Below are 22782 nucleotides of genomic sequence, written 5' to 3'. Positions count from 1 at the left end.
GACATCTGATAATGTCGATCGCTAACACCTTCATCAAACGTCCGGTATTAGCTACCGTTTGTACCTTGGTAATTCTGATTTTGGGGGGAGTGTGTATTCCGCTACTGCCACTCAATTACTTGCCAGATATTGCACCGATTCGCGTTCAAGTCTCAGCCACCTACACTGGGGCGGATGTGGAAACCGTAGAAACTGCGGTGACAACTACCTTGGAGCGACAGATTAACGGTGTTGAGGGAATGCAGTACATGACCTCGAACAGTTCCGTAGGTAGTAGCCAAATTTCAGTGTATTTCGGGTCACAGACGGATAAAAATATTGACCAAGTGAACGTGCAGAATCGCATTGCCCGTGCGACACCTCGCTTGCCAACGACCGTGCAACAATTCGGTGTGACAGCGCAAACGTCTTCAACCAGCATTTTATTAGTGTACGCGCTTTATCCCCAAAATAATGAGTATGACGCGCTGTTTATTAGTAACTATATTGACCTCAATTTGCGGGATCAGCTGCTGAGAACACCGGGAGTTGGGGATATCACAATTTTTGGTGAAAAAGAGTATGCGATGCGCTTGTGGCTCGATCCAAATGCACTGGCAAGTCGGCAATTAACCGTGACAGATGTGGCAACAGCACTGCGATCGCAAAACATTCTCGCCGGAGCCGGAACGTTGGGTCAACAGCCTGTGCCTCCAGGTCAAAGTTATGAAATTCCGCTGCGAGTCAATGGTCAATTCAAAGATGCATCAGGATTTGAGAACCTCGTCATTAAAGCTGGCAGTGATGGCAACTTAATTAAACTCAAAGATGTCGGTCATGCCGAACTCGGCTCGGAGACTTACGCTAGTAATGCGAGAAATAATGGCAAGCCGTCGATCGGCATCGCAATTTATCAGTTACCAGGTAGTAATGCGCTGGATGTGGCGAAAAACGTTGAAGCGCAAATGAATGACTTGATAAAAGAGTTTCCGCCTGGATTACAAGCCAAGATTGTTTACGATACCGTTGGGTTTGTACAAGCATCACTCGAAGAAGTGGTGAAAACGCTTGTGGAAGCGATCGCCCTGGTCGTACTCGTGATTTTTCTGTTTCTCCAAGACTGGCGAGCCACAATTATTCCGATTATTGCGATTCCGGTTTCGCTGATTGGCGCATTAGCATTTGCTTACGCGTTTCGATTCTCGTTAAACAATTTGACCTTATTTGGTTTAATTTTGGCGACAGGATTAGTCGTAGATGATGCAATTATCGTCGTCGAGGCAGTCGCCCGCAAGATTGAACAGGGAGTGCGACCGTTTCAAGCCTCAATCGAGGCAATGGACGAACTTACTGGAGCAGTGCTGGCAACGTCGCTGGTGTTGATGGCGGTGTTTATTCCAGTAGCGTTTTTTCCGGGTTCGACTGGGAGAATGTATCAGCAGTTCGCCTTAGTAATTGCCTTTTCGATCGCGATTTCAGCGTTTAATGCGCTTTCATTCAGTCCCAGTATGTCTGCGATTTTGCTGCGTCCGCCACGACCCAAACGCGGCGCGCTTGGCTGGTTTTTTAACAAGTTTAATCAAATTTTGGCATGGATCATTCAACGATATCTCGCGATCGTCAATTTTCTGATTCGCGTTCGTTACGTTGTGATTGGATTGTTTGTGGTCGGTTTAGCTGCGACTTATTTTATGTTCACCCATGTTCCGACCGGATTTGTTCCCAGTGAAGATCAGGGCATTTTGTTAGGCATTATTCAAGCCCCGGATGGAGTTGCTCTCGGCTATACCGATCGAGTACTTGAAAAAGTTGAACAAATTCTCCAAAAAGAATCAGAATTTAGTAATATTTTTGTGACTTCAGGATTTGGGTTTGCAGGCAGTGGGTCAAATCGCGGCGTGTTCTTTGCTCAACTCAAGCCGTGGGAAGATCGCACCAAATCCGATCAAAGTGCCTCTGCAATTTTGACCCGAATTAACGGCGGATTTCAAGGGATTCCCGAAGCCGTAATCACCGCAGTTAGTCCCCCACCAATTCAAGGCTTTAGTACGTTGGGTGGATTTGAGTTGCAGCTTGAAGACCGCACCAACGGGCGACTGACAATTGATGATTTTTTCGCCAATGCCCAAGCGATTATAGCGCAAGCGAATCAACAACCAGCCCTCAAAGGCGCTGTGTTTACGCAGTTCACCGCCAATACTCCACAGTTTCAAATCGACTTTGATCGCGATCGCCTCGAAGCACTCAACGTCAATTTTCAGGATGCTGTCACCACACTTGGAACCGCCATTGGTTCGCAGTATGTCAACGATTTTATCCTTGGACAGCAGAGCTATCGCGTTTATGTTCAAGCAGACGGCAACTATCGCCGATCGCCCGATGATATTCGTCAGCTTTATGTGCGATCGGCAAATAACCAAATGGTGCGATTGAGCGAGGTTGCAACACTCACGCCAATTACAGGGCCATCTGTAATTAATCACTACAATGGCTACCGCGCCATCGATCTCCAAGGCAGAGAAGCATCGGGTTACAGCAGTGGACAAGCAATCCAAGCAATGCAGCAAACGGTGAGCCAAATAGCAACACCGGGGGTTGGCAGTGACTGGATCGGAACTGCCCGCGAAGAATTAAGTGCAGGTAACTTGGGCATTCTAATTTTTGGCTTCGGAATCATTATGGTGTTTCTCACACTTGCCGCTCAGTATGAAAGTTATATCGATCCCACGATTATTTTGTTGACCGTACCATTAGCGTTGTTAGGTGCGTTGAGTGCGCTGGCGTTGCGCGGTTTGGTAAACGATGTCTACGCGAACGTGGCGTTGGTAATGCTGATCGGACTCGCCTCAAAAAATGCCATTTTGATCGTCGAGTTTGCTAACCAAGCTTATGAAGGGGGCATGGCAATTCCACAGGCAGCCTTAACCGCAGCTGAAGAACGGTTTCGACCAATTGTCATGACTTCGAGTGCGGCATTGCTGGGATTTTTCCCTCTGGTAATCGCCACCGGAGCAGGTTCTGCCTCGCGCTGGTCGTTGGGAACGGCTTTGTTTGGCGGGTTACTTGTAGCAACGATTTTAAGTTTGCTCTTTGTTCCAGTGCTGTATGTAATCATTAAGACTTTAGAAGATCGCTTCTTGAAACATAAACCTACTAATCGCTCCCAACCACCATCTCCAGATGGAAAAGAGGATGGACAATCAAAAGCGATGCCTTCTGTTCAAGAAGTTTCTCCTGACGGAGACGCTTCTCTTCGAGAGGCTTCTCCTGACGGAGACGCTTCTCCTGACGGAGACGCTTCGCGAACGCGAACGCCAACGGCAACGTCTTCTCCTTCTCCTATCAAAGACGCGCAAGGGACGGAAACGCCAACCACGAACGCTCATCAACATTCATCTGTGATTATCAAGCGAAATACTGATGAGAACAAACCTAATGATTCGAGTGATTGAAAAAGGAAATAGTGAATAGGGAGTTGAGGATTAAGGGACTTCCAACAAATAAATTACTACTACTTGTGGGGTGGACATCTTGTCTGTCCTTGGTTACGGGCGAAACGCTATTAGTGTCAAGTTAAAATGAAATCACTGGGATCAACTAGTATAGCTGGGGACTGGGGACTGGGTGAAAAGTCTTTTTGTGTTTAAGTTTTATCCGACTCAAATTAAAATTGAACAAAAATAATAAACGACACCCCGAATTAATAAACGGCCGCCCGAATTCAATAAACGACACCCCGAATTCAATAAACGGCTGCCCGAATTCAATAAACGGCCGCCCGAATTCAATAAACGGCCGCCCGAATTCAACAAATGACACCTTGAATTCGATGAACATACCTTTGACATTTGGGCTGATGCCTTAACTTGACACCAATGGCGAGACGTCCACCCCACAAAAAGTAGTTGAGTATTTTTTTATTTGGAGTTCCCTAATACCAATTCTGTATAATGATGCGCCAAATTATATAAGGAACGAACCGCAAAGGACACAAAGGAAGAAAGAAAATTTGGCGCAGCCTCATAAAGAAATGGTATAAGCACAAGATCACAGAAGAAAGACTGACTACAACTTATCCTTTGCCTCTCTGCTCCCCTGCTCCCTCATCCCCTGCCCAACTCTACTTTCTATTACAAGAGATAAAGATTAAGTTACAACTTTGGGAACCGCTGAGACAATGTAGAGTATCTTCTGATTATTTAGCAAATTTATAAGCATTGGAGTGAAGCAAATGAACGCTAAATTAATCGCTTTCTCTGGCTTGGTGACAGCATGTGTGGGTGCAGGAATTGGTTTTATTACTGCTAGTTTACTTCCTTGCCCTTATACTAGTCAAATGTATAAAAATTTGGAGCAAAAATACGCGATCGTCGGTGCAGTTGCTGGCTTGCTGATTGGTTCTAGTCAAGAAATGATTCGAGAACTCAAGCAAGAGCGGGATGCGGAAGAAGACTTACTGCGAGATTTCAACAAAGCTATTCACTCAACTACAGATAAAAGAAATTTATGATCACAGTTTTTTGACAAGGACTAACAGCTAGTTTAGTAGTCAGCTTGCTTAATTGACGTTTAACAAATCAAAGCGATCGTACAGAGCAAATGCATCTAATAATTTCTCCCTTATAACAATTTTTGCCTCTATTGCTAGTAAAATTCAAGAATGGCTAGAATCATAGTGTTTACCTATTTACGCTAAAGGTTTTGGCTACTGTATCTTGTCCCCGTTGCCATCAACTAATTGATAATCAAGCTATTAGTTGTCCCTATTGCCGGACTACACTTAAAGCTCACGGTCATCCCGGTATTCCATTGCACCGCGCCACTGGGGATGGGTATCTGTGCGACACCTGCACCTATCATGCTGATGATACTTGCAATTTTCCTCAGCGTCCCTACGCTAAAGACTGTACTCTTTACCAAAATATTGAAGAGACAAAGTTAGAGTTGGAACAGCAGCGTTACACTAACAGTTTTGCAGTAACTGTGAAAAGTTGGGTAAAACGCAATCAGGCTTTATTGTTGCTTTTGGGCTTATTATTGGTCTGTTTGTTCTTCAGTCTAGTAACTTAAATGAGTTTAAAATAGTCGCCCAGATAACGGGCGATTAGTCATCAGTAAAAAAATTGTGCGGCAATAAATAAAACTTAATCTTGCTTTTTTGGAAATTTTGACGATCTTTGGGGATCTATTTTGGATTCGTCCATGTTATTTTGAGATATTAGAACAGACCTTGCCTAGACATAGAAGGGTCTATTCTGCAAAAAACAAAGTTCCGTATATAGAAATAATTCCAGAAATTAAAGTAAGGATATTCTGCTGAAGAATTAACTTTAGCTTGCAAGTAAGGTGTAAGTAACTTACAAGTTATATTAAAGAATTAACTTCTCCGCTTTCCCATATTAGGAATATTCTGGAGTGCTATTTGGCTGCGGTTGTCCTCTATAAACTGTTTCAAGTCGTCTAACTTTACTTGAACTGCCTGACCATTTTTAAGTTGAACAGTACCCTCAATATCATCAACCTCTCTTGAGCTTATGGTACTGTTCTGCAACCTTTGTTGAGTTGCAGATACCTTATTTTTACTCCACAACAAACCCCAGAAATTTCTCAATTTATAAGATAGGGTCATTTTAGTCACACAAAGTCACTTTTTTAGAAAAGGTCTGATTCGCCTATATTACCTTTAACAGTTTTTTATCACATAATTCCTCTATCTTGTGACAATTATTATACTTTTTATCGTAACTTTATTAAAAAAAGCATCACAAGCAGACATATCCAGTCCATTGTCTTTAAGCTGTGATGATTTTGGATGCCTCTGCAATAGATTCAACTTGTATCGTTGGCGCTTTTTCTTCAAAGGTGGCTAAGTCGAACCAAAAAGTAGTGCCAATACCGACTTCACTCACTAGATAGACTTTACTACGATGTCTGTCGAGAATATTTCTGACAATCGATAAACCTAAACCCGTACCTTCTAGGGTGTGAACTCGGTTTTCTACGCGAAAGAAGCGTTCAAAAATTGAGTGTTGATCTTCTGTGGCGATGCCAATTCCAGTATCGGAAATTTCAATCCGCACTGGAGCAGATTCGGCGTGATTGGGTTTGAAATCTAGTTGGTAGGCGCGGATTGCTACTTTACCACCGGCTTTGGTGAATTTAAGGGCATTACCAATCAGGTTGCCAAACACTTGTACTAACAGATCGTAATTACCTAATACCAGCGGCAAATTAAGAGCAACTTCTTGAACAAGTTCAACACCTTTATCTTTTGCATTGAGTTGGTAAGTACGCAGGGTTTGCTCGATCGCTTGGGCTAAATCTACGCCATCAAAGCTGTAGTTGCGACCAGATTCGAGTTTTGACAAATCCAAAACATCGTTAACTAGGCGGGTTAGGCGATCGGTTTCATGGTTGACTGTTTGCAGAAACTCTTGCCGTTCTTGTAAGGCTAAGTCTTCGCCGTAGTCGTGCAGGGTTTCAATATAAGTTTTAATGTTAAATAGAGGCGTTCGCAGTTCGTGAGAAACGTTGCTGATAAATTGACTTTTTGCCTCGTTTAGTTCGACTTCACGGGTTATATCTTGAATAGTAATCGCAATACCTTTGATGCTTTCCCTTTGCAGATTGAGTACTGTAGTCAAGAGAATGCGGATCGTCCGTGGAGTGGGTTGTTTAATAAAAATTCGGAATTCGGCGCTTTCGCATTCGCCTGCTGCCATTTCATACAAGGGACGGGTGATTTCGATTTGTACTGATCCTGGCAAGTGATGTAAGACATTGCAACCTACTACATTAGCGGCTTCCCAGCCAAAAATTCGCTCTGCTGTGGGGTTGACTAAAATCACTTGCATGTTGTTGTCAATCAACACCGCACCATCTGCGATCGTGGAAACTAAAGTTTCTAGTTTGGCTTTTTCTGCGGTCAGTTCTTCAATGTTCTGTTCTTCATAGCGCTCTAATCGCTCTGCCATCTCATTAAAGCTGAAAATTAATTCCCCTAGTTCGCCACCTAAAGGTAAATTAATCCGCTGCTTAAAATTCCCGGTAGCAATTTGCTTTACCCCCACCAGTAGTTCTTTAATTGGCTTGGTGATGGTCAAGGCGTTAATCACTCCTGCCAAAATCACCATTACCCAAATTGTGATAAAAACGGCAATGGTGACATCGCGGGTAAAATTGGTAGAGATAACAGCGGTTTGATTGGGATTGATCCCGATCGCTAATACACCTAAGTATTTTTTATTGACAATCAGGGGAATAAATACATCGGTAACTATCCCATCTGGGGTCGTGTGTTGCCGCACCATCGGCTTTTCCCCATCACCAGGGTAATCTTCTGGCAGTTGTATCCGCCGTTTAATGGTAAGGGAGTTTTCTACCTCAGCTTCCCAAAAAGGAATGCCAAAAAAGATTTCCCCGTTTTCATCGGCATAAAGCATATAACGCACGCTAGAGGTGCTGCTATAAAAGCGTTGGGAAAATTGAGCAACTTCTGTAAGATTATTGTCCGCGACTAAGGGGGCAACGTTGGCAGCAAGCAGCAGCCCTAAGTCACGACCAAAGCGGGTGTCATTCATCCGCGCATCCTGCTGAATTGTATTCACAGCCCAGAAGGTCAAACCACTCATCACCAACGAAACTACCATTGTGGCTACAGCCAGCAGTTTGGTCTGGAGGGTGAACTCCGACCACCAACTAGCGATCGCATCTCGAATTGTTTTGAACAGAGTTAGCATCTTAAATAAAGTTGTTAGTAGTCTTTGTTATAAAGCCCAACAACTAAAAAATTAACAGTTAATTTGACAAATATGTTAGGGGAAGGGGGAATAAGGCATTGGGCATTGGGAATGGGGCATTGGGCATTGGGCATTGGGCATGGGGAATAACTTCAAATTACAAACTCCTAACTCCTAACTTCTAACTCTATGCCCAATATCTCTCCGGTAATACATCCCCTGAAACTGAATATGTTTGATACTAGCGTAGGCTTGAGCGATCGCTTGCTCAAAATTTTCTCCGATTCCCGTCACATTTAATACTCGACCCCCATCTGTGACTATTTCTTGTTGCTGGTTCAACTTTGTACCTGCATGAAATACAGTTGCTCCTGTTGCCTCTGCCTCTTCAATGCCAGTAATTACCTGACCCTTCTGATATTCTCCTGGATAACCACCGGAAGCGGCAACGACAGTGGCAGATGCTCCCTCTTTCCAAGCAATGGGTGGCAATTCACTTAATCGCTGCTGTACACAGGCTAAAATCAACTCTTCTAGGGGTGTTTCTAAAAGTGGCAAAATCACCTGGGTTTCGGGATCGCCAAAGCGACAGTTAAATTCCAAAACCTTCAAGTCGCCATCGGGTGCAATCATTAACCCAGCATACAGCACGCCTCGGTAATCAATGCCTTTAGCCCTTAAGGTGGCGATCGCTTTTTCTAATACTTCTGTTTGAATGCGTGCCATCAACTCTGTTGTAGCGATGGGTGCTGGGCTGTATGCTCCCATGCCGCCAGTATTTTCCCCTGTATCGCCGTCACCAATCCGCTTATGGTCTTGAGCTGGCAACAAGGGTCTAATTGTTAACCCATCGGTCAATGCTAAAACTGACACCTCTTGCCCAATCAAACATTCTTCAATGACGACAAATTTACCAGCACTGCCAAATTGTCCTTGAAAAATTGCATCAATAGCACTTTCTGCTTGTGCAACTGTTTCAGCTACTGTTACACCCTTACCAGCCGCCAAGCCATCAGCTTTAACAACAATTGGCGCTTCCTGAGATTTGACGTAAGATTTTGCTGCCGTAGCCTCCGTAAATACCGCAGCACATGCCGTTGGAATCCCTGCTTCTTGCATCAAGGCTTTTGCCCAAGCTTTACTCGCCTCAATTTGCGCTCCGGCTCTGACTGGGCCAAATACCATCAATCCTTTGTTTTGGAGGTAATCTGTGATTCCCTTAGATAGGGGAACTTCTGGCCCAACTATTACCAGAGTTATGCCATGTTCTAGAGCATATCGGCTCATTTCCTCAAAATCATCTACTGCTAAGGGCAAGTTTTGGCAACGTTCCATACTTGCCGTGCCCCCATTCCCAGGTACACAAATAACTTGCTCAATTTGCTTAGATTGCAATAGTTTCCATGCTAGAGCGTGTTCGCGCCCTCCATTACCGACAACTAAAACTTTCACTAATTTCCTCGTGCGTCTCTTGCAAAATGAGAATACCTGATTCGACTCTCACAGATCAATTTTTTCATCAATTCTCACAGAGTAATTCTTCATCACTATAATCAAATTTTTCAATTAATTGATGTCTCACTTCAGCAGCAGAAAGGCGAGTGTAGAGTCTTTGACTTTTAAAACTTGGGTCTATTTGACTTTGAGAATCGACTAGTTTTTTGATATCTTCTAAAAGATTTGGTAGATGTGACTCTGCTTTTCTTCTTCCTCTACCTTGGTAATTATCCACACAAGTAATACCACTATTTAATTCTTTAATTCCTTTACCAATAGTTACGCAATTCCATCTTAACTCTCGCTCCGCTAGAGACTGTCCTCCTTGTCCTAATGCCACAACTGTTTGTGCGATGAATTTACGTTTAGCTGCTCCTTTTAATTGCTGTGCTGTTTCATTCAACAACTTTTTCAATGAATACGTTAATTCTATAGACATTTCTTTCCACCCAAAATTGAACCATCATCGAATTTACTACAAAAAGGGGGAAGGAGAGGCTGCCGACGGCAGTTCTCCTTTCTAATAATGATTATCATTACTATTAATTGTATATTTGATGAAAAAAGTCAGGTTTAAAACCTCGCCCCTCGTGGGCGAAAAAATCCTTGTCTCACTCGGTAGGTAGAAACCCCAACCCTTGTGGGTGGCTGTATTTAATTTTGAATTTTGTTAGCGCAGCGTTAGCGAGTCCGCGAGCGTCATTTTGAATTTTGAATTGATTCATTTTCTGGTAGTCCCTAACCCGACCAAATTAGCTTTTCATGCATTTAGCAAGTTTGTGTACAAATTGCTACATTGCGAGGCTCTCCAAGCTTGGGGAGTAATTCCGTGATATTGGCGAAACTGACGAAAGAAATGACCCTCTGTCTGATAGCCGACCGCCTCTGCAATCTGATTCACTGGCTGGTCAGTTTCTCGAAGCAAATAGCATACCTCTGCCATGCGACGAGCAACAATCCAGCGGTTTACTGTTTGTCCTGTTAAGCGTTTTACCTGACTAGTTAAATAAGCCGGAGAGTAACCAACAGCTTGGGCTACCTCATCTAACCCAATAGATTGATAATAATTGGCTTCAATAAAAGTGAAGACTTTACTCAACTGGGGACAGTCCGGAAAGATAAAATGCAAAGCTAGTGTTTTTCCGGTATCAGTGATATTTGATGTTTCCACGCTCTGAGATTGAGCAGTGTACCAATTCCTTACGGTTGCTTGTTTTTCTAATCGAGTAGCGATCGCTTCCAATAATTCCTCTACTGTCGAGGGCTTGGTAAGATAATCGTCTGCTCCCAAATTCATCCCTAGACGAATCTCAGTTTTAGTAGTTTTAGCACTGAGAAAAATGAAGGGAATTGTTGCTGTTAAAGTGTTTTGCCGCAATGTGGTGAGGACACTGTAACCATCGAGTTCTGGCATTAGAATGTCACAAAGCACCAAATCAGGCAAGTGTTGTTGTGCTTGCTGAATGCCGACAAGACCGTTTTCGGCTGCGATCACTGCAAACCCTTCTGCCTCTAAACTGTCTAGAAAGATATCTCGGCTTTCTGCCTCATCTTCAATTACTAAAATCTTTTTCATGGTTTCCCTTTGATATTTAGTTATTTGTCAGGTGAATGATGAATTGCAGCGATCTATAGTTGGGTAAACCACATTGTAGAAGCGCAAAACCTTACACCCTTACAAGTGATGATGGTTCATCCGAATGAAAACCGCTCCATGAATTTTTATCGTCTTTGTGGCTGTGCTATTGCAGAGATTGTTATGATAGCGGTAACGCAACTGTAAACGTAGTACCCACGCCAACATCGCTGATAACGTTGATTTGACCGCCATGCAGGTCTACAAGCTTTTTGACAAGTGCTAACCCCAATCCATTACCTGGGATCTCTACGACATTTGCACCCCGATGAAATGGCTTAAACAGTCTTTGTCGATCTGCTATAGAAATGCCAATTCCCCGATCCTTTATCTGGAAAATTACTTTTCCATCCTGCCTAGAAACTACTAAATCAATCGTGCCACCACTCGGTGAATACTTGACCGCATTCGAGAGCAAATTCTTGAGAATAGGTTCTAGCAATTTTTTATCTAAGCAAACTATAGAATCGTCTTGGTTGATTAAGGTGACTGTGTGCTGCAAAGCAACTGCATTGTCAACTTTCCCAAAGTTAGAGTAAGTGGCGTTGCTTTCGTGCAAATTCATTTGTGTCAATATGTCACGACAGAATTGAATTGGGTTAAGTGGTTTTGGTTCAAACTTTAGTTTTCCTACTTCTGCTTTACCATTGATGAAAATTTCATCCATCAATTGGCTGACTTGTTCGACTGCTGTTTGCAGGCGCTGTAAATACTGTAATTTTTTCTCTTCAGTCCATCGGTGAAGATGACGTTTCAGTAAACTAGTGGAGAGTGAGATGATGTTTAGGGGAGTACGGAGTTCATGAGAGACCATAGAGAAAAAGTGCGCTCTATGTTCAGTAAAGAGTTTTTCTTGTTCTAAAGCCGTCTCTACCTGCTGGCGCAAAACTTTCTCACGGCATAATTGCTGATTAACGTCCTTTAATTCAGCTAGAAGCTGTTGCACTTTGCACTCTAGTACTTGATTAACCTTTTGTAAAACGATAGACGCCTGTTGGCGTTGACTGATATGGCGGATCAAGATACAACCATACTCTTGAGAGTTGTATTCTAAATAGGTAATAGTGATTTCTACTAAAAGCTTTTCTCCTTCCTGAGTTTGATATAGAGATTCAAAGTATAGATAGCCTTGCTGTTTAATACTTCTCCAATGCTTTGACCAGACTTCTAAAGAAAAGTCTGGTTTGATGTCGTGCATGGTCATAGACAGTAATTCTTGACGAGAATATTTAACCAAACTGCAAGCTGCATCATTGGCGTAGACAAACTGCGCATCTGGCTTTACCCAGAAAATTGCATCTGCCATACAATTCATTACGGACTTGTTATGCTGTAACTTTTCTTCTAGCAGCAGTCTGATTTGATAGTTGCGTTGTTCTAAAATGTTGTTGCCAAAAACCATAGTTCAAATCACTGCAATTACTGAACGAGCTTTTAAAAATTACTCCTCATCACTACTGTGCTTATTACGTCTAGTTTCACGCGACTTTTGCCGAATCAAACTAGCGATCGCTTCTAAGTGCAAACTTATGAGAGCATTAAATCCTCTAAGTTACACTTTGTTCTGCCGAATTCATACTCACAACCCATGTAATATTGATGTAATTTCTACTTGTTTCTCTTGCTACTGCAACTTTTTTTATGCAAAGCCGCAATTTTTGTTACAAAAGTTTATTTATATGTTTAACTGGTTGCGGCGTTAGCGAAGCGGTAGCGAGTCTTCGAGCGTCGGAGTCCCCCACTATATCGAAGATTAGTGGCGGCAGGAACCCCGCTCCGGGACTGGGGACTGGGAAAATATTCCAAAATATGTTTGGGTTTAAAGCAGAATTCCATAATTTTTCGTTTGATAACCCAATCCCCAATCTCTAATCCCCAGTCTCCAATCCCTTTTACGTAAAAGTCGGTTTGTTACTTGTTATTCCTTGTAAAGCGCTTCCTCTGTTCTCTCAACCTCTAACTGTAAAGATTAGTAACAAAAACAATTATTTGGCATAAAATTTTGTGCTGAACAGCGAGACAAAATAGAGATTCATTTTCGCTTTTGGAGTCTCAGATGCATCATCCTGAACAAGATGAACTAGATTCGCATTTATTACAACTGGCTATTTCTGCTCAACAACACCCAGCGCGATCGCCTGGACGACAGCTGGCTTTAACAAAGCTAGTTAATGGTATTATGCGCTCCGGTAGGCTTTGCCATCCACAAAAAAGTAAATTTACAACAGCTGTCTATGAAAATATTTATGATGAAGCACGCCAGGAACTTTTACTTTATATTTGTGAAAAAATTGACAAATATGATCTAGAACGTGGTAGCGTCATGGCATGGATGAATATGCTTTTAGAACGGCGATTTTTTAAAGATGCTGTTAGGAAAATCCAGATTCAACAAGGTCTAATAAGAATAACAGTTACTGACCTGGATAATCTGATTGCTTCACCTCAACAGTCAAAAAATCTCACAGATATTCTTAAAGAATGTATAGAATCAGATCCAGAAGACATATTCAAAAATGAACATATAGAAAAATGTCCTCAAGTCAACTTTCAAGCATTAGTAATGCAACGTATGTTGGGAAAATCATGGAAAGAGATTTCCGCAGAATTTGAAATGAAAATTCCTACAGTCAGCAGCTTTTATTACCGCTGTATAAAGAAGTTTTCTTCAAAGTTAAAAGAATACTGTGTCAGCAATGTCAATTAAGCAAGAGATTAATAAATAATGAGTAACCTTTCAGAATCTTTAACTTTTACCGTACCGATAAGCTTGTCAGATCATGCACTAGCAGAAGAGTTTCGTGCTAAGCATAGTAATCCGGTAAAAGCCAAACAGGTTTATCTCAATACTTTGGCAGTGGCTGCGGTAAAATTTTACCTGCGTTGCATGGGAATTGAAACGAATTGGTTAGCAAGTTTAAGTTGGAATCCGGTAATGCAGACGGTAATGGATATCGCTGATTTACAAGTCATTGGTCAAGGAAAAGTAGAGTGTATGCCAGTGTTGCCAAACGAAAAAGTGATACATATTCCGCCAGAAGTTTGCTCAGACAGAATAGGCTATGTAGCTGTACAACTTGACGAACGCTTGCGAGAAGCAACTCTGTTAGGATTTGTGAAAAGTGTGAACGAATATAGTTCTGTAGCTGTAAACGAGTTGCGATCGCTCGAAGAATTAATTTTACAACTAAGCGAAACACCTGAAAAAGTTAAACAACCAATTCACTTGAGCAAGTGGTTAATGAATGTTGTTAACGAGGATTGGCAAACGGTTGAGTCGCTTTTGAGTCCGCAATCATCCGAGTTAGCTTTTAGATTTAGAGCTACTGAACAAACTTTAACTCAAAATTCAGACAATTCAACTATTAGTGTGCAAAAAGGTACACTACTGAATTTAGGACAACAATCACAAACTAAACCAATCGCTTTAGTAGTTGGACTGACACCTGTTTCTGAACAAGAAATAAATATCTGTGTAAAAGTGTGTCCAGTTGGTCAAAAGTATTTGCCAGAAGAACTTGAAGTAATGGTGTTAGATGATTTAAGTACAGCTGTGATGCAAGCTACTGCCAGAAACACCAAGAGTATTCAATTAAACTTTAGTAGCGAAGTTGGGGAACATTTTAGCATTAAAGTTGTTTTAGGTGATGTTAACTTTAGAGAAATTTTTACAGTTTGAAGGTCAGTACACAAGTTGGTAGTGTAAATTTGATTCTCCAAATCCTTAATTTCAAATGGGTATATGGCAAAGTTAGTAGTTCTGAAACTGGATGGTAATTTGTCAGAACAGGGGTGCCGGGTGACACTGGAAATTGGAGCAGAAAATGCTCGCCCAAAAATAGAAGTTTTTGGCAATTTACCTGCATCTCCCGACTTGGCTGCTTACTTAAATCAATGGCAGGATAAATATCGTAGTTTAGAGATATCTAGCCGCATCAAACCTCAAGAAATTATTTATGATGGTTCTATCAAGAGTCAAATTGAAAAATGTAGCCAGTCTGCTCAGATATTAAGCGATCGCCTGCAAACATGGCTTAACTCTCCAGAATTTCGCCACATTAATAATACATTACGCGAAGAGTTAAACCGAGATGAAATAATTCGGGTATTAATTCGCACAGACAATAGCCAATTACAAAGACTGCCTTGGCATTTATGGGATTTTTTTAATAGATACTCACAAGCAGAATTTGCCCTGGCTGCGATAGGATCAGAAACACCGCCAACGCCACCGCGTAAACCCAAGGTCAGAATTTTAGCGATTTTAGGAAATAGTGCTGGCATTAATATTCAACTAGACCGCCAGTTGTTAGAAAATTTACCAAATGCTGAAACAGTTTTTCTAGTAGAGCCACAACGCAACGAGCTAAATAATTACTTGTGGCAGCAATGGGATATTCTATTTTTTGCGGGACACAGTGAAACTTCTAATAATACTGGTCGCATTTCTATCAATAAAAGCGAGAGCTTAACAATTGACGAATTAAATAATGGTCTAAAAAGTGCGATCGCCCAAGGTTTGCAACTGGCAATTTTTAACTCCTGTGATGGTTTAGGATTGGCATGGCAACTAGCTTGTTTACATATTCCGCAAATGGTTGTTATGCGAGAACCAGTCCCAGATGAGGTGGCACAGGAATTTTTAAAGCATTTTCTGGTAGCTTTTTCGAGTGGTAAAACTTTTTATCTGGCATTGCGGGAAGCAAGAGAAAAACTGCAAGGCTTGGAAAATAAATTTCCTAATGCTACTTGGTTGCCAGTAATTTTCCAGAACCCTGGAGTTTTACCACCGACTTGGAAACAGTTATACTCTGCAAAGATTGAGTTGAAACGTATTTTTTTGACTGTGTTAGTGATAAGTGTACTGCTCACAGTATTGGTAATGGGAGTGCGTCATTTAGGGATGTTGCAACAAAGTGAATTGCAAGCTTACGACCATTTTATGCAAATGCGATCGCCTACGGAAAGGTCAGATCCACGCCTATTAATAGTTAGTATTGGAGAGGCTGATATTTATTATCAGAACCAGAAGCAGATGAAAGGGAGAGGGTCACTTTCTGATCAGGCACTTGCTCAATTATTGCAAAAATTAGATCAGTATCAACCAAAAACTATCGGTATAGATATTTATCGAGATTTCCCTATAGAGCCAGATTATCGAGATTTAGTTACTCGCCTACAACAGGATAACCGCATTTTTACAGTCTGCAAAGTTTCTGCTGATTTGGATGGCGAACCTGATGGTATTCACTCCCCTAATGAAGTCCCAAAAGAACGTCAGAGTTTTAGTGATTTTGTGATAGATGACGATGAAATTCCTCGCCGTCAATTGTTGTATCTAACTCCTCCTCTCAAATCACCGTGTGTTGCAGAAGATGCTTTTAGTCTTCAGCTTGCACGTCATTATTTACTTTCTCAAAATATCAATGCAGACATCACGACCGAGGGAGACTTGCAGATTGGCAAAGTTGTGTTTAAGTCGTTAAAAGAACACTCTAGCGGCTATCAAAGAGTTGATGCGTCGGGTTATCAAATATTACTCAATTATCGTTCTCTACGTCGTGGAGAAAAAATTGCCGAGACTGTATCTCTTAAAGATATCTTGAATGACCAAATCAACCCTGAGTTAGTCGAGTCATTAAAGAATCGTATTGTCCTTATTGGTGTTACTGCTCCCAGTTCTAAAGCTGATTATTGGAAAACCCCCACTAAAGAAAACAAAATACAAGGACTGTTTGTACAGGCACACATGGTCAGCCAAATCCTCAGTAGTGTTTTGGATGCTAGACCTTTGTTGTGGTGGTGGAGTGAATGGGTTGAAGCACTTTGGATCTGGGGATGGTCATTAGTGGGAGGAATTGTAGCGTGGCGTTGCTCAAAGCCGCTGTATCTTGGACTAGCAATCGTAATAGCGCTATTGACACTATTTGGGATTTGCTTTGGCATTTTTACACAAGCAGGGTGGATACCACTTGTTCCGCCTGCATTGATATTAGTATTAACAGCTACAGCTGTTACATGGACGTTGCGAAGAAAAAATTTGGTTTTTTAGCATTCCTAATTCACAAATAGCAATAGATATTATGACACTGAATTATGACTAGTAATAAACTATCTCAAAACCAGATTCAACCAATCTATAAAGCAAAAATGAGTGGATTTATAGTAAGCGCTTTAGCGAAGACAGCGCTATTACAAATTTGTCTTATCTCTTTGATATTGGTGAATATTACGAGTTACCCCTTACAAGCACAAACCCAAGTTACTCAACCAGCCAAGAAACTTGTACCCAACACGCAAAACCGCCTTACCCAATTAAAATTTCCCCGTAATGGCGCGCCTATAGGTCGCCGTCAAGGAGGAGCAAGGCGTAATGGCTGTTCAGACCTAATGAAATCGCCTATTACTGCCTTAGTTCCTGGTGAAGAAATTTCAGCTAATGTATCAAAATCTTTTTTGACATTTACAGTTTCTGAGTATCCCACCTTTTGGGTTTATCTACCAGAGTTACCCAGGAATGTACGCTCTGGAGAGTTTGTCTTTCAAGATGAAAAGGGCAAAGATATTTACAGGACACCTTTAACGCTGCCTGAAAGGTCTGGTGTTATCGGCATTAGCCTGCCGTCAAGCCAGCAATATGCTTTAAAGACAGACAACAAGTATCAATGGTACTTCAAAGTTTTTTGTGGCGATACTCAAACCACATCTGAGTATTATTATGTTAAAGCGTGGGTGCAACGAGTGCCGCTAACGAGCAAGCTTGAAAGTCAGTTAAAGACGGCAAAACCACGAGCATATACTGCTTATGCTGTCAATCATATTTGGCAGGATGCGATAACTAATTTAGCTGATATGCGCCGCACTAATTCAGCCTCGCGGGTACTTGGTGATAATTGGACTAATTTATTAATATCTGTGGGCTTGAAAGAATTTGCTTCTGCACCAATTGTTGGGCGTTATAACTTGAAAAAATAGCTTTTGGGAACATAGGCAACCGAGTTGCTGCTGCTCAAAGTGGGGGATTGGTGTACACAACTGATTTACTAGCTTTTGGGAACACAATCCTTCAACCACCCGAGGAATATTTCAGCTATGACCCAAGCAATGGCGCTCTGTATTATGGAGAGCGACAGTTAGCCCAACTACCTAGTGGTCTTAATCCTAATGAAGTTATAAGCGACTTGGACTAAAAGTATCATAAATCACCAAGTTTCAAGAGTAATCAAGGAGAACTTTCTTGGTCAAAGAGGTAAATTTTGTGGTGTTAAAAAACTGGCTGACTCAGAGTTGCCAGTTAGGGCTATCGAGCTTGCTGATTCTAAGTGGGTTGCTCCAAAAAGAAGGGGGTCGCACCTTTGCTCAAGTCATTGCCGATCCCTCTTTGGGAACTCAAGTCAAGCCAATTGACGACACAACCTATGAAATTAGAGGTGGCACAGAGGTTGGTGAGAGAAACTTATTCCACAGTTTCAATCGTTTTGATGTTCCTGATAGAGGAAGTGCTAATTTTATCAATAACCCAAACATAGTCAATATTTTTTCACGAGTTACAGGGGGAAATCCATCAGTTATTCAAGGATGGATTCGCGCCCAAGGTAATGCAAACTTGTTTTTAATCAGTCCCAGTGGCATCATATTCGGGGAAAATGCCAAATTAAATATTGGCGGTTCATTTATTGGAACAACAGCCAGTGCGATCCGATTTCCAGAAGGTGGAGAGTTTTCTATGACTTCACCCGTCAACCCGCTTAACCCCTTGCTGAAGGTGAATCCTTCTGCATTTATATTCAATCAAATTGCAGAGCCTATTAAGTCGATTCAAGTCAATGACGCAAATTTATCGGTTCCTAATAGTCGGAGTTTACTGCTACTAGGCGGCGATGTGAATTTGCAAGGAGGGGAACTACAAGCTACAAGTGGTCGAGTCGAATTAGGAGGATTGGCAGGAACAGGAACGGTAGGGTTGAACACTGATAACAATAATTTTCGTTTAAGTTTTCCTGATAATGTAGCGCGAGCAGATGTATCTCTTACCAAAGCAGCTACAGTAACTGCTAGTGGTGAAGGCAGTGGTGGTATCCAGGTACAAGGCAGGCGCGCTAAACTCACTGATGATTCAAGGATTACGGTTGATGGTGGCAATATTACGCTGAACCTACAAGAATTGCTACTGCGCGACAACAGTGAGATTTCTACCTCAGCAGGTACTCAAGGGGCTAGTGGAAACGGTGGCAATATTACAATCAATGTGCCTAAGGGCTCGTTAATCAACTCACCAGCAGTACCAGTTGACACTAAAGTATCCCAAGTCTGTCAAGCGCGTACAGCAGAAAATCAAAGCAGTTTTACCATTACTGGACGCGGCGGCTTACCACCCAACCCCAGAAGTAATGAACCCCTAAACAGTGATGCAGTTCAAGTAGATTGGGTAACTCTCAATCCAGCAAATGAAAAACCTACTAGTAGTACAAATGTTACAACTCAGGCAACTAGCCCGACGCCAGCGCCGATTGTGGAAGCGCAAGGCTGGGTGAGAAATGCCAAAGGAGAGGTTGTACTCACAGCTTATGCTCTCACAATTACGCCTCATAGTTCTTGGCACAAAGCAACTAATTGTCGTATTAATTCGTAATTAAGACACATTTAAAAAGGCTACAGATGTAAATCCTGAAAGCTTTGCTGCATCTAAATTTTTTAATTGCGTTAGCGCAGCGTTAGCGAGTCCGCGAGCGTCATTGCGAATTGCGTTAGCGTAGCGTTAGCGACGAAGGAGCGTCATTGTAAATTGGTATAAGATAAGGGTGCGTTATGGACTAAAGTACTAACACACCGAACATTGCTCGATGGTGCGGCGCTTGGCGACAACACACCCTACTATTTTGATAACTGATAACTGTTAGAGCCAATTCCCTACTAAAATATAGGGAGCCCACAAATATGGATTGTTGTCTTTAGCAAAAACTGCTAGTTGGGCGCGTTGGAGGGCTTCGGCTTTATTCACTCCTGCCTTTAACTGTCGATAGAACTCACTCATCACATCGATGGTAGAGCTATCTTCCACTGACCACAATGTTGCTAGTGTACTGCGCGCTCCTGCCCGCACGGCTATCCCAGCCAGTCCTAAAGCTGCTCGTTTGTCTCCTTCAGCAGTTTTACAGGCACTAAGTACGAGTAATTCTATGCTGCTAGACCTATTTTTGTCATTAACTCGCAGTAAATTATCAAATTCTTTGACTTTAACTAGTCGATCCCAAGTGAGAATAAAAGTTTTTTCTGGATCGGAACTAAATTCACTGTGAGTTGCTAGGTGAACCACAGTGAAGGAATTTGTTTGCAATTGCTTTTGCAAGTTCAGTTCAGTAAACTTTTGATTTAACAGTTCTTTACTCTTGGATATCTCAGACTGAATTTCTTTTAATTCTCGTGGTACATTTTCCAGTGCGGGAAATTCTCTACCTTCGACTGGGCGTTTTTCGCTAACTCCAGCAATTAAAGCGTTTAACCGTAACTTTTGTAATGGTTTGGGATCGAACAGTTGCAAACCAGGAGTTAAGGCGATCGCATATTTTTCTACTAGATATTTCTCCTGCTGTTTGTCATAGAGAACCGCCATCGGGATATTCCGCAAATCTCCATCTAGAACAAACACTAAGGTTTTGATTCCACTTTTGGCTAACTCTGTTTGTGCAGGTCGAATTAACCAGTCATATATCTGTTGCGACTGCTGCTGAACTTGATAAGTCCCGCTGACATCTAGTAAGTTTTTCCTCAGTTCCTCTATTATGTTTTCCACATCATCTTGAGCTATTACAGTCTTGTAGTGCCGCAAGTCTTGATTAGGCAACTTGAGGATAACATCTAGGCGGTCTGGTAAAATAATCGGATAAATAACTGCTGCTTGTTGGTCTTTTTTGTCAACCACTGGATCGAGTTCCTGTGTAGGATTTAAACAGGCTGACCGAAAGAAGTTGTCCAGTTCTACTAATTGCAGAGATTCAATTACATTACGAGCTTGTTTTAGGTTGTCTTGATTGATACCTCCCTGTGGTGAACGCAACAGCAATTTTACTAACTCTCGATACACTGGTTCAACATTTTCCCGAAAGGAAAACTGAACGTCTGGATTGAAAGCTACTAAATCGCCACGCAGGGACTGAAGGGTATTATAGGCAACATTATAAGATGCGATCGCGCCTTGAATATTTCCCTTTTTTTTGAGTATGCGTCCTAGTTGCCATTGCCACTGATAAGCAATGTCCGAGGCATTAATACTTTGGGCGATGAATAAAGCTTTCTCGGTGAGGTTTTGAGCGTCAGAGAACTGCTCAGTTTTTTCATACAACTCGCCAAGACTACCTTGAGCATAAGATTCTGCTCGCTGGTCTTGTAAGCTTTGTGCCTGCTCGATAGCGGTGGATAATTGCTGGGCAATGTTCAACCAAGAGGGGGAATCTATACTAGTTTTTTCTTTTAATTGTGTGAGACTTTTGGCAAATTTAATCCGAATATATACTGAGGTTCGGCTGGGTGGTAAGTTGCTAATTTCTGATTGAATTTGGGACGACAAGGCTAATACATTTTTGTTTTCCTTTTTCTCCAAAAGTAGACTAAGTAAGTTTAGGTGTGCTTGAATGCGTGTGATCGGGGAAACAGATACAGTAGCAGCCTGTTGGTAATATTGTAAAGCCGCTTCAGTGTCTTGCTGGGCGCGGGCTGTGTTGCCTAAACTGAGTTGAGCCTCAGCGATCGCTTTTGGAGATTGCACTCGCTTTGCCACTGCTAAACTTTTCCCCAACACCAACCGTGATACGTTTAAATCACCGACTACTCGGCGGACGTTGCCAAGACTACGCAACCCTGTAGCTACCAGAAGTGAGTCTGGAAGGCTTGTAAGGGTTTGCTGTACCTCGTTTAAAGTCTTATTAGCTTGAAGGTAAAGCCCTAAAGCTTGCAAAGCTTGTGCAGAGTTAATTCGGTTACGAGTTAATGTAACCCTGTCGCCTAGTTGCTGATAAATATTAGCGGCTTTTTGCCAGGTAGTTAAAGCTGTTTGTGCATGTCCTTGTGACAGTTGTAACTGCCCTTGCACATCTAGCGCTTGTGCGATAATTTGCAAACGCTGGCTGGAAGTACCTGTATTTTCCTCTGACTGTAATAATTTTAAACTTTGGGCGATCGCTTCCTCGGCTTCGACCCACAAGCCTAGTTGCTGATCGGCTAGGGAAAGATTACTCAGTGTCATCGCTTCCCTTAATTCATCCTTAGAGGCTCTAAACACAGTAGCAGCCTGTTGTAAAACTTTGACCGCTTCAGTAAACTGCCCGGTATCGTATAATATTTTTCCCTGTTCCACTAAGCTTCTCGTCTGGGATGCTTGGCTTTTAAGGGGAAATAGGGAGTAAGAAGTAGGAGAGCTAACGCCACGCGAGGATAAAGGAGTTTGAGACAACTGGCGTCCTAAAAAGTAGGGAATAGGGGATTTAGCATTCACCAATTCTCTGTTTTTCTGATTTCCTTGTTTTTCCCACTTCCCTTGCTCGATCAAATTTTGCGTAGCAAAGTAGACAATAGCAGGTTTGGCCAAAACAGGGGATAAGGCTATGCATAGAAACGCAGTCAAAAGCGTTAGCAGAAAATAACTTATGCATCTCATACATAATTCTTAGGCAATCGCACTCCATGACGTATTTTACAGAAGCGAAAAATTGGTTAGTCTGACTGAAAAATTGTGCATTGTCAGCGTAAATTATATTCCCTAAGCTAAGTAATTGTAAGGGCGAACGTAACAGCGCCCCTATTCGTGTACCTCATTTACCTGAAAAACGCTGTAAATCCTACTCCTAGTACAAGACGGCGTCAATAAACTACTTATTCCAAATCAATAAAATGCTTCGCTGTATACCTGTTTGGATGCGCGAATTTTGCCTTGCA

At 42.0% G+C, this 22782-nt stretch carries 15 protein-coding genes and 1 pseudogene; 9 read left to right on the top strand and 7 right to left on the bottom strand.

Annotated features, from left to right (window positions below; all coding sequences use genetic code 11):
• The first annotated feature begins 11 nt into the window (after window positions 1-11).
• The 3 genes from V7K56_RS08865 (at window position 12) to V7K56_RS08855 (ending at window position 5049) form a co-directional block, all read left to right on the top strand.
• The gene (locus V7K56_RS08865; protein WP_334909582.1) at window positions 12-3431 is read left to right on the top strand and encodes an efflux RND transporter permease subunit; all 3420 of its coding nucleotides are present in this window, start codon (window positions 12-14) and stop codon (window positions 3429-3431) included.
• Between the two features lie 779 nt (window positions 3432-4210).
• Entirely contained in the window at window positions 4211-4489 is a 279-nt protein-coding gene (locus tag V7K56_RS08860) for a hypothetical protein (RefSeq protein ID WP_334909580.1), read from the top strand.
• Window positions 4490-4680: 191 nt separating this feature from the next.
• Entirely contained in the window at window positions 4681-5049 is a 369-nt protein-coding gene (locus V7K56_RS08855; protein WP_334909578.1) for a zinc ribbon domain-containing protein, read from the top strand.
• Window positions 5050-5356: 307 nt separating this feature from the next.
• On the opposite strand, the gene V7K56_RS08850 is transcribed toward V7K56_RS08855, so the two are convergent.
• The 6 genes and pseudogenes from V7K56_RS08850 to V7K56_RS08825 form a co-directional block, all read right to left on the bottom strand.
• Window positions 5357-5617 carry a hypothetical protein gene (locus V7K56_RS08850; protein WP_334909576.1) on the bottom strand — a complete coding sequence of 87 codons (261 nt, stop codon included), beginning with the start codon at window positions 5615-5617 and terminating at the stop codon, window positions 5357-5359.
• A 154-nt stretch (window positions 5618-5771) separates the two neighbouring features.
• Window positions 5772-7718: a two-component system sensor histidine kinase NblS gene (gene nblS / locus V7K56_RS08845; protein ID WP_334909574.1), complete on the bottom strand. Its 1947-nt coding sequence runs from the start codon at window positions 7716-7718 to the stop codon at window positions 5772-5774.
• A gap of 174 nt (window positions 7719-7892) precedes the next feature.
• A complete protein-coding gene (purD, locus tag V7K56_RS08840) occupies window positions 7893-9170 on the bottom strand; it encodes a phosphoribosylamine--glycine ligase (protein WP_334909572.1) in 1278 nt (425 codons plus the stop codon).
• Window positions 9171-9243: 73 nt separating this feature from the next.
• A pseudogene (locus V7K56_RS08835) lies at window positions 9244-9648 on the bottom strand (hypothetical protein); the annotation flags it as partial.
• 327 nt (window positions 9649-9975) lie between these two features.
• Window positions 9976-10791 carry a response regulator transcription factor gene (locus V7K56_RS08830; protein WP_334909570.1) on the bottom strand — a complete coding sequence of 272 codons (816 nt, stop codon included), beginning with the start codon at window positions 10789-10791 and terminating at the stop codon, window positions 9976-9978.
• Between the two features lie 181 nt (window positions 10792-10972).
• Window positions 10973-12253, bottom strand: a complete 1281-nt coding sequence (locus V7K56_RS08825; protein ID WP_334909568.1) for a sensor histidine kinase — start codon at window positions 12251-12253, stop codon at window positions 10973-10975.
• A 654-nt stretch (window positions 12254-12907) separates the two neighbouring features.
• Between V7K56_RS08825 and V7K56_RS08820 the strand changes: the two genes are divergently transcribed.
• The 6 genes from V7K56_RS08820 (at window position 12908) to V7K56_RS08795 (ending at window position 19483) form a co-directional block, all read left to right on the top strand.
• Entirely contained in the window at window positions 12908-13558 is a 651-nt protein-coding gene (locus tag V7K56_RS08820; RefSeq protein WP_334909566.1) for a sigma-70 family RNA polymerase sigma factor, read from the top strand.
• 18 nt (window positions 13559-13576) lie between these two features.
• Window positions 13577-14530 (top strand): DUF1822 family protein, encoded by a 954-nt coding sequence (locus tag V7K56_RS08815; protein ID WP_334909564.1) that lies wholly within the window; start codon window positions 13577-13579, stop codon window positions 14528-14530.
• Window positions 14531-14593: 63 nt separating this feature from the next.
• On the top strand, window positions 14594-16903 hold the full coding sequence (locus V7K56_RS08810; RefSeq protein WP_334909562.1) for a CHASE2 domain-containing protein: 2310 nt from the start codon (window positions 14594-14596) through the stop codon (window positions 16901-16903).
• A gap of 44 nt (window positions 16904-16947) precedes the next feature.
• A complete protein-coding gene (locus tag V7K56_RS08805; protein ID WP_334909561.1) occupies window positions 16948-17826 on the top strand; it encodes a DUF928 domain-containing protein in 879 nt (292 codons plus the stop codon).
• Window positions 17827-17873: 47 nt separating this feature from the next.
• Entirely contained in the window at window positions 17874-18041 is a 168-nt protein-coding gene (locus V7K56_RS08800) for a hypothetical protein (RefSeq protein ID WP_334909559.1), read from the top strand.
• Window positions 18042-18109: 68 nt separating this feature from the next.
• A complete protein-coding gene (locus tag V7K56_RS08795; protein ID WP_334909557.1) occupies window positions 18110-19483 on the top strand; it encodes a filamentous hemagglutinin N-terminal domain-containing protein in 1374 nt (457 codons plus the stop codon).
• 264 nt (window positions 19484-19747) lie between these two features.
• Here the strand turns inward: V7K56_RS08795 and V7K56_RS08790 are convergent, their stop codons facing one another.
• Entirely contained in the window at window positions 19748-22471 is a 2724-nt protein-coding gene (locus V7K56_RS08790; protein ID WP_334909555.1) for a CHAT domain-containing protein, read from the bottom strand.
• Window positions 22472-22782: the final 311 nt, after the last annotated feature.

Source organism: Nostoc sp., assembly GCF_036917535.1.
GTDB lineage: Bacteria > Cyanobacteriota > Cyanobacteriia > Cyanobacteriales > Nostocaceae > Nostoc.
This window is presented reverse-complemented; position numbering and strand designations above follow the sequence as displayed.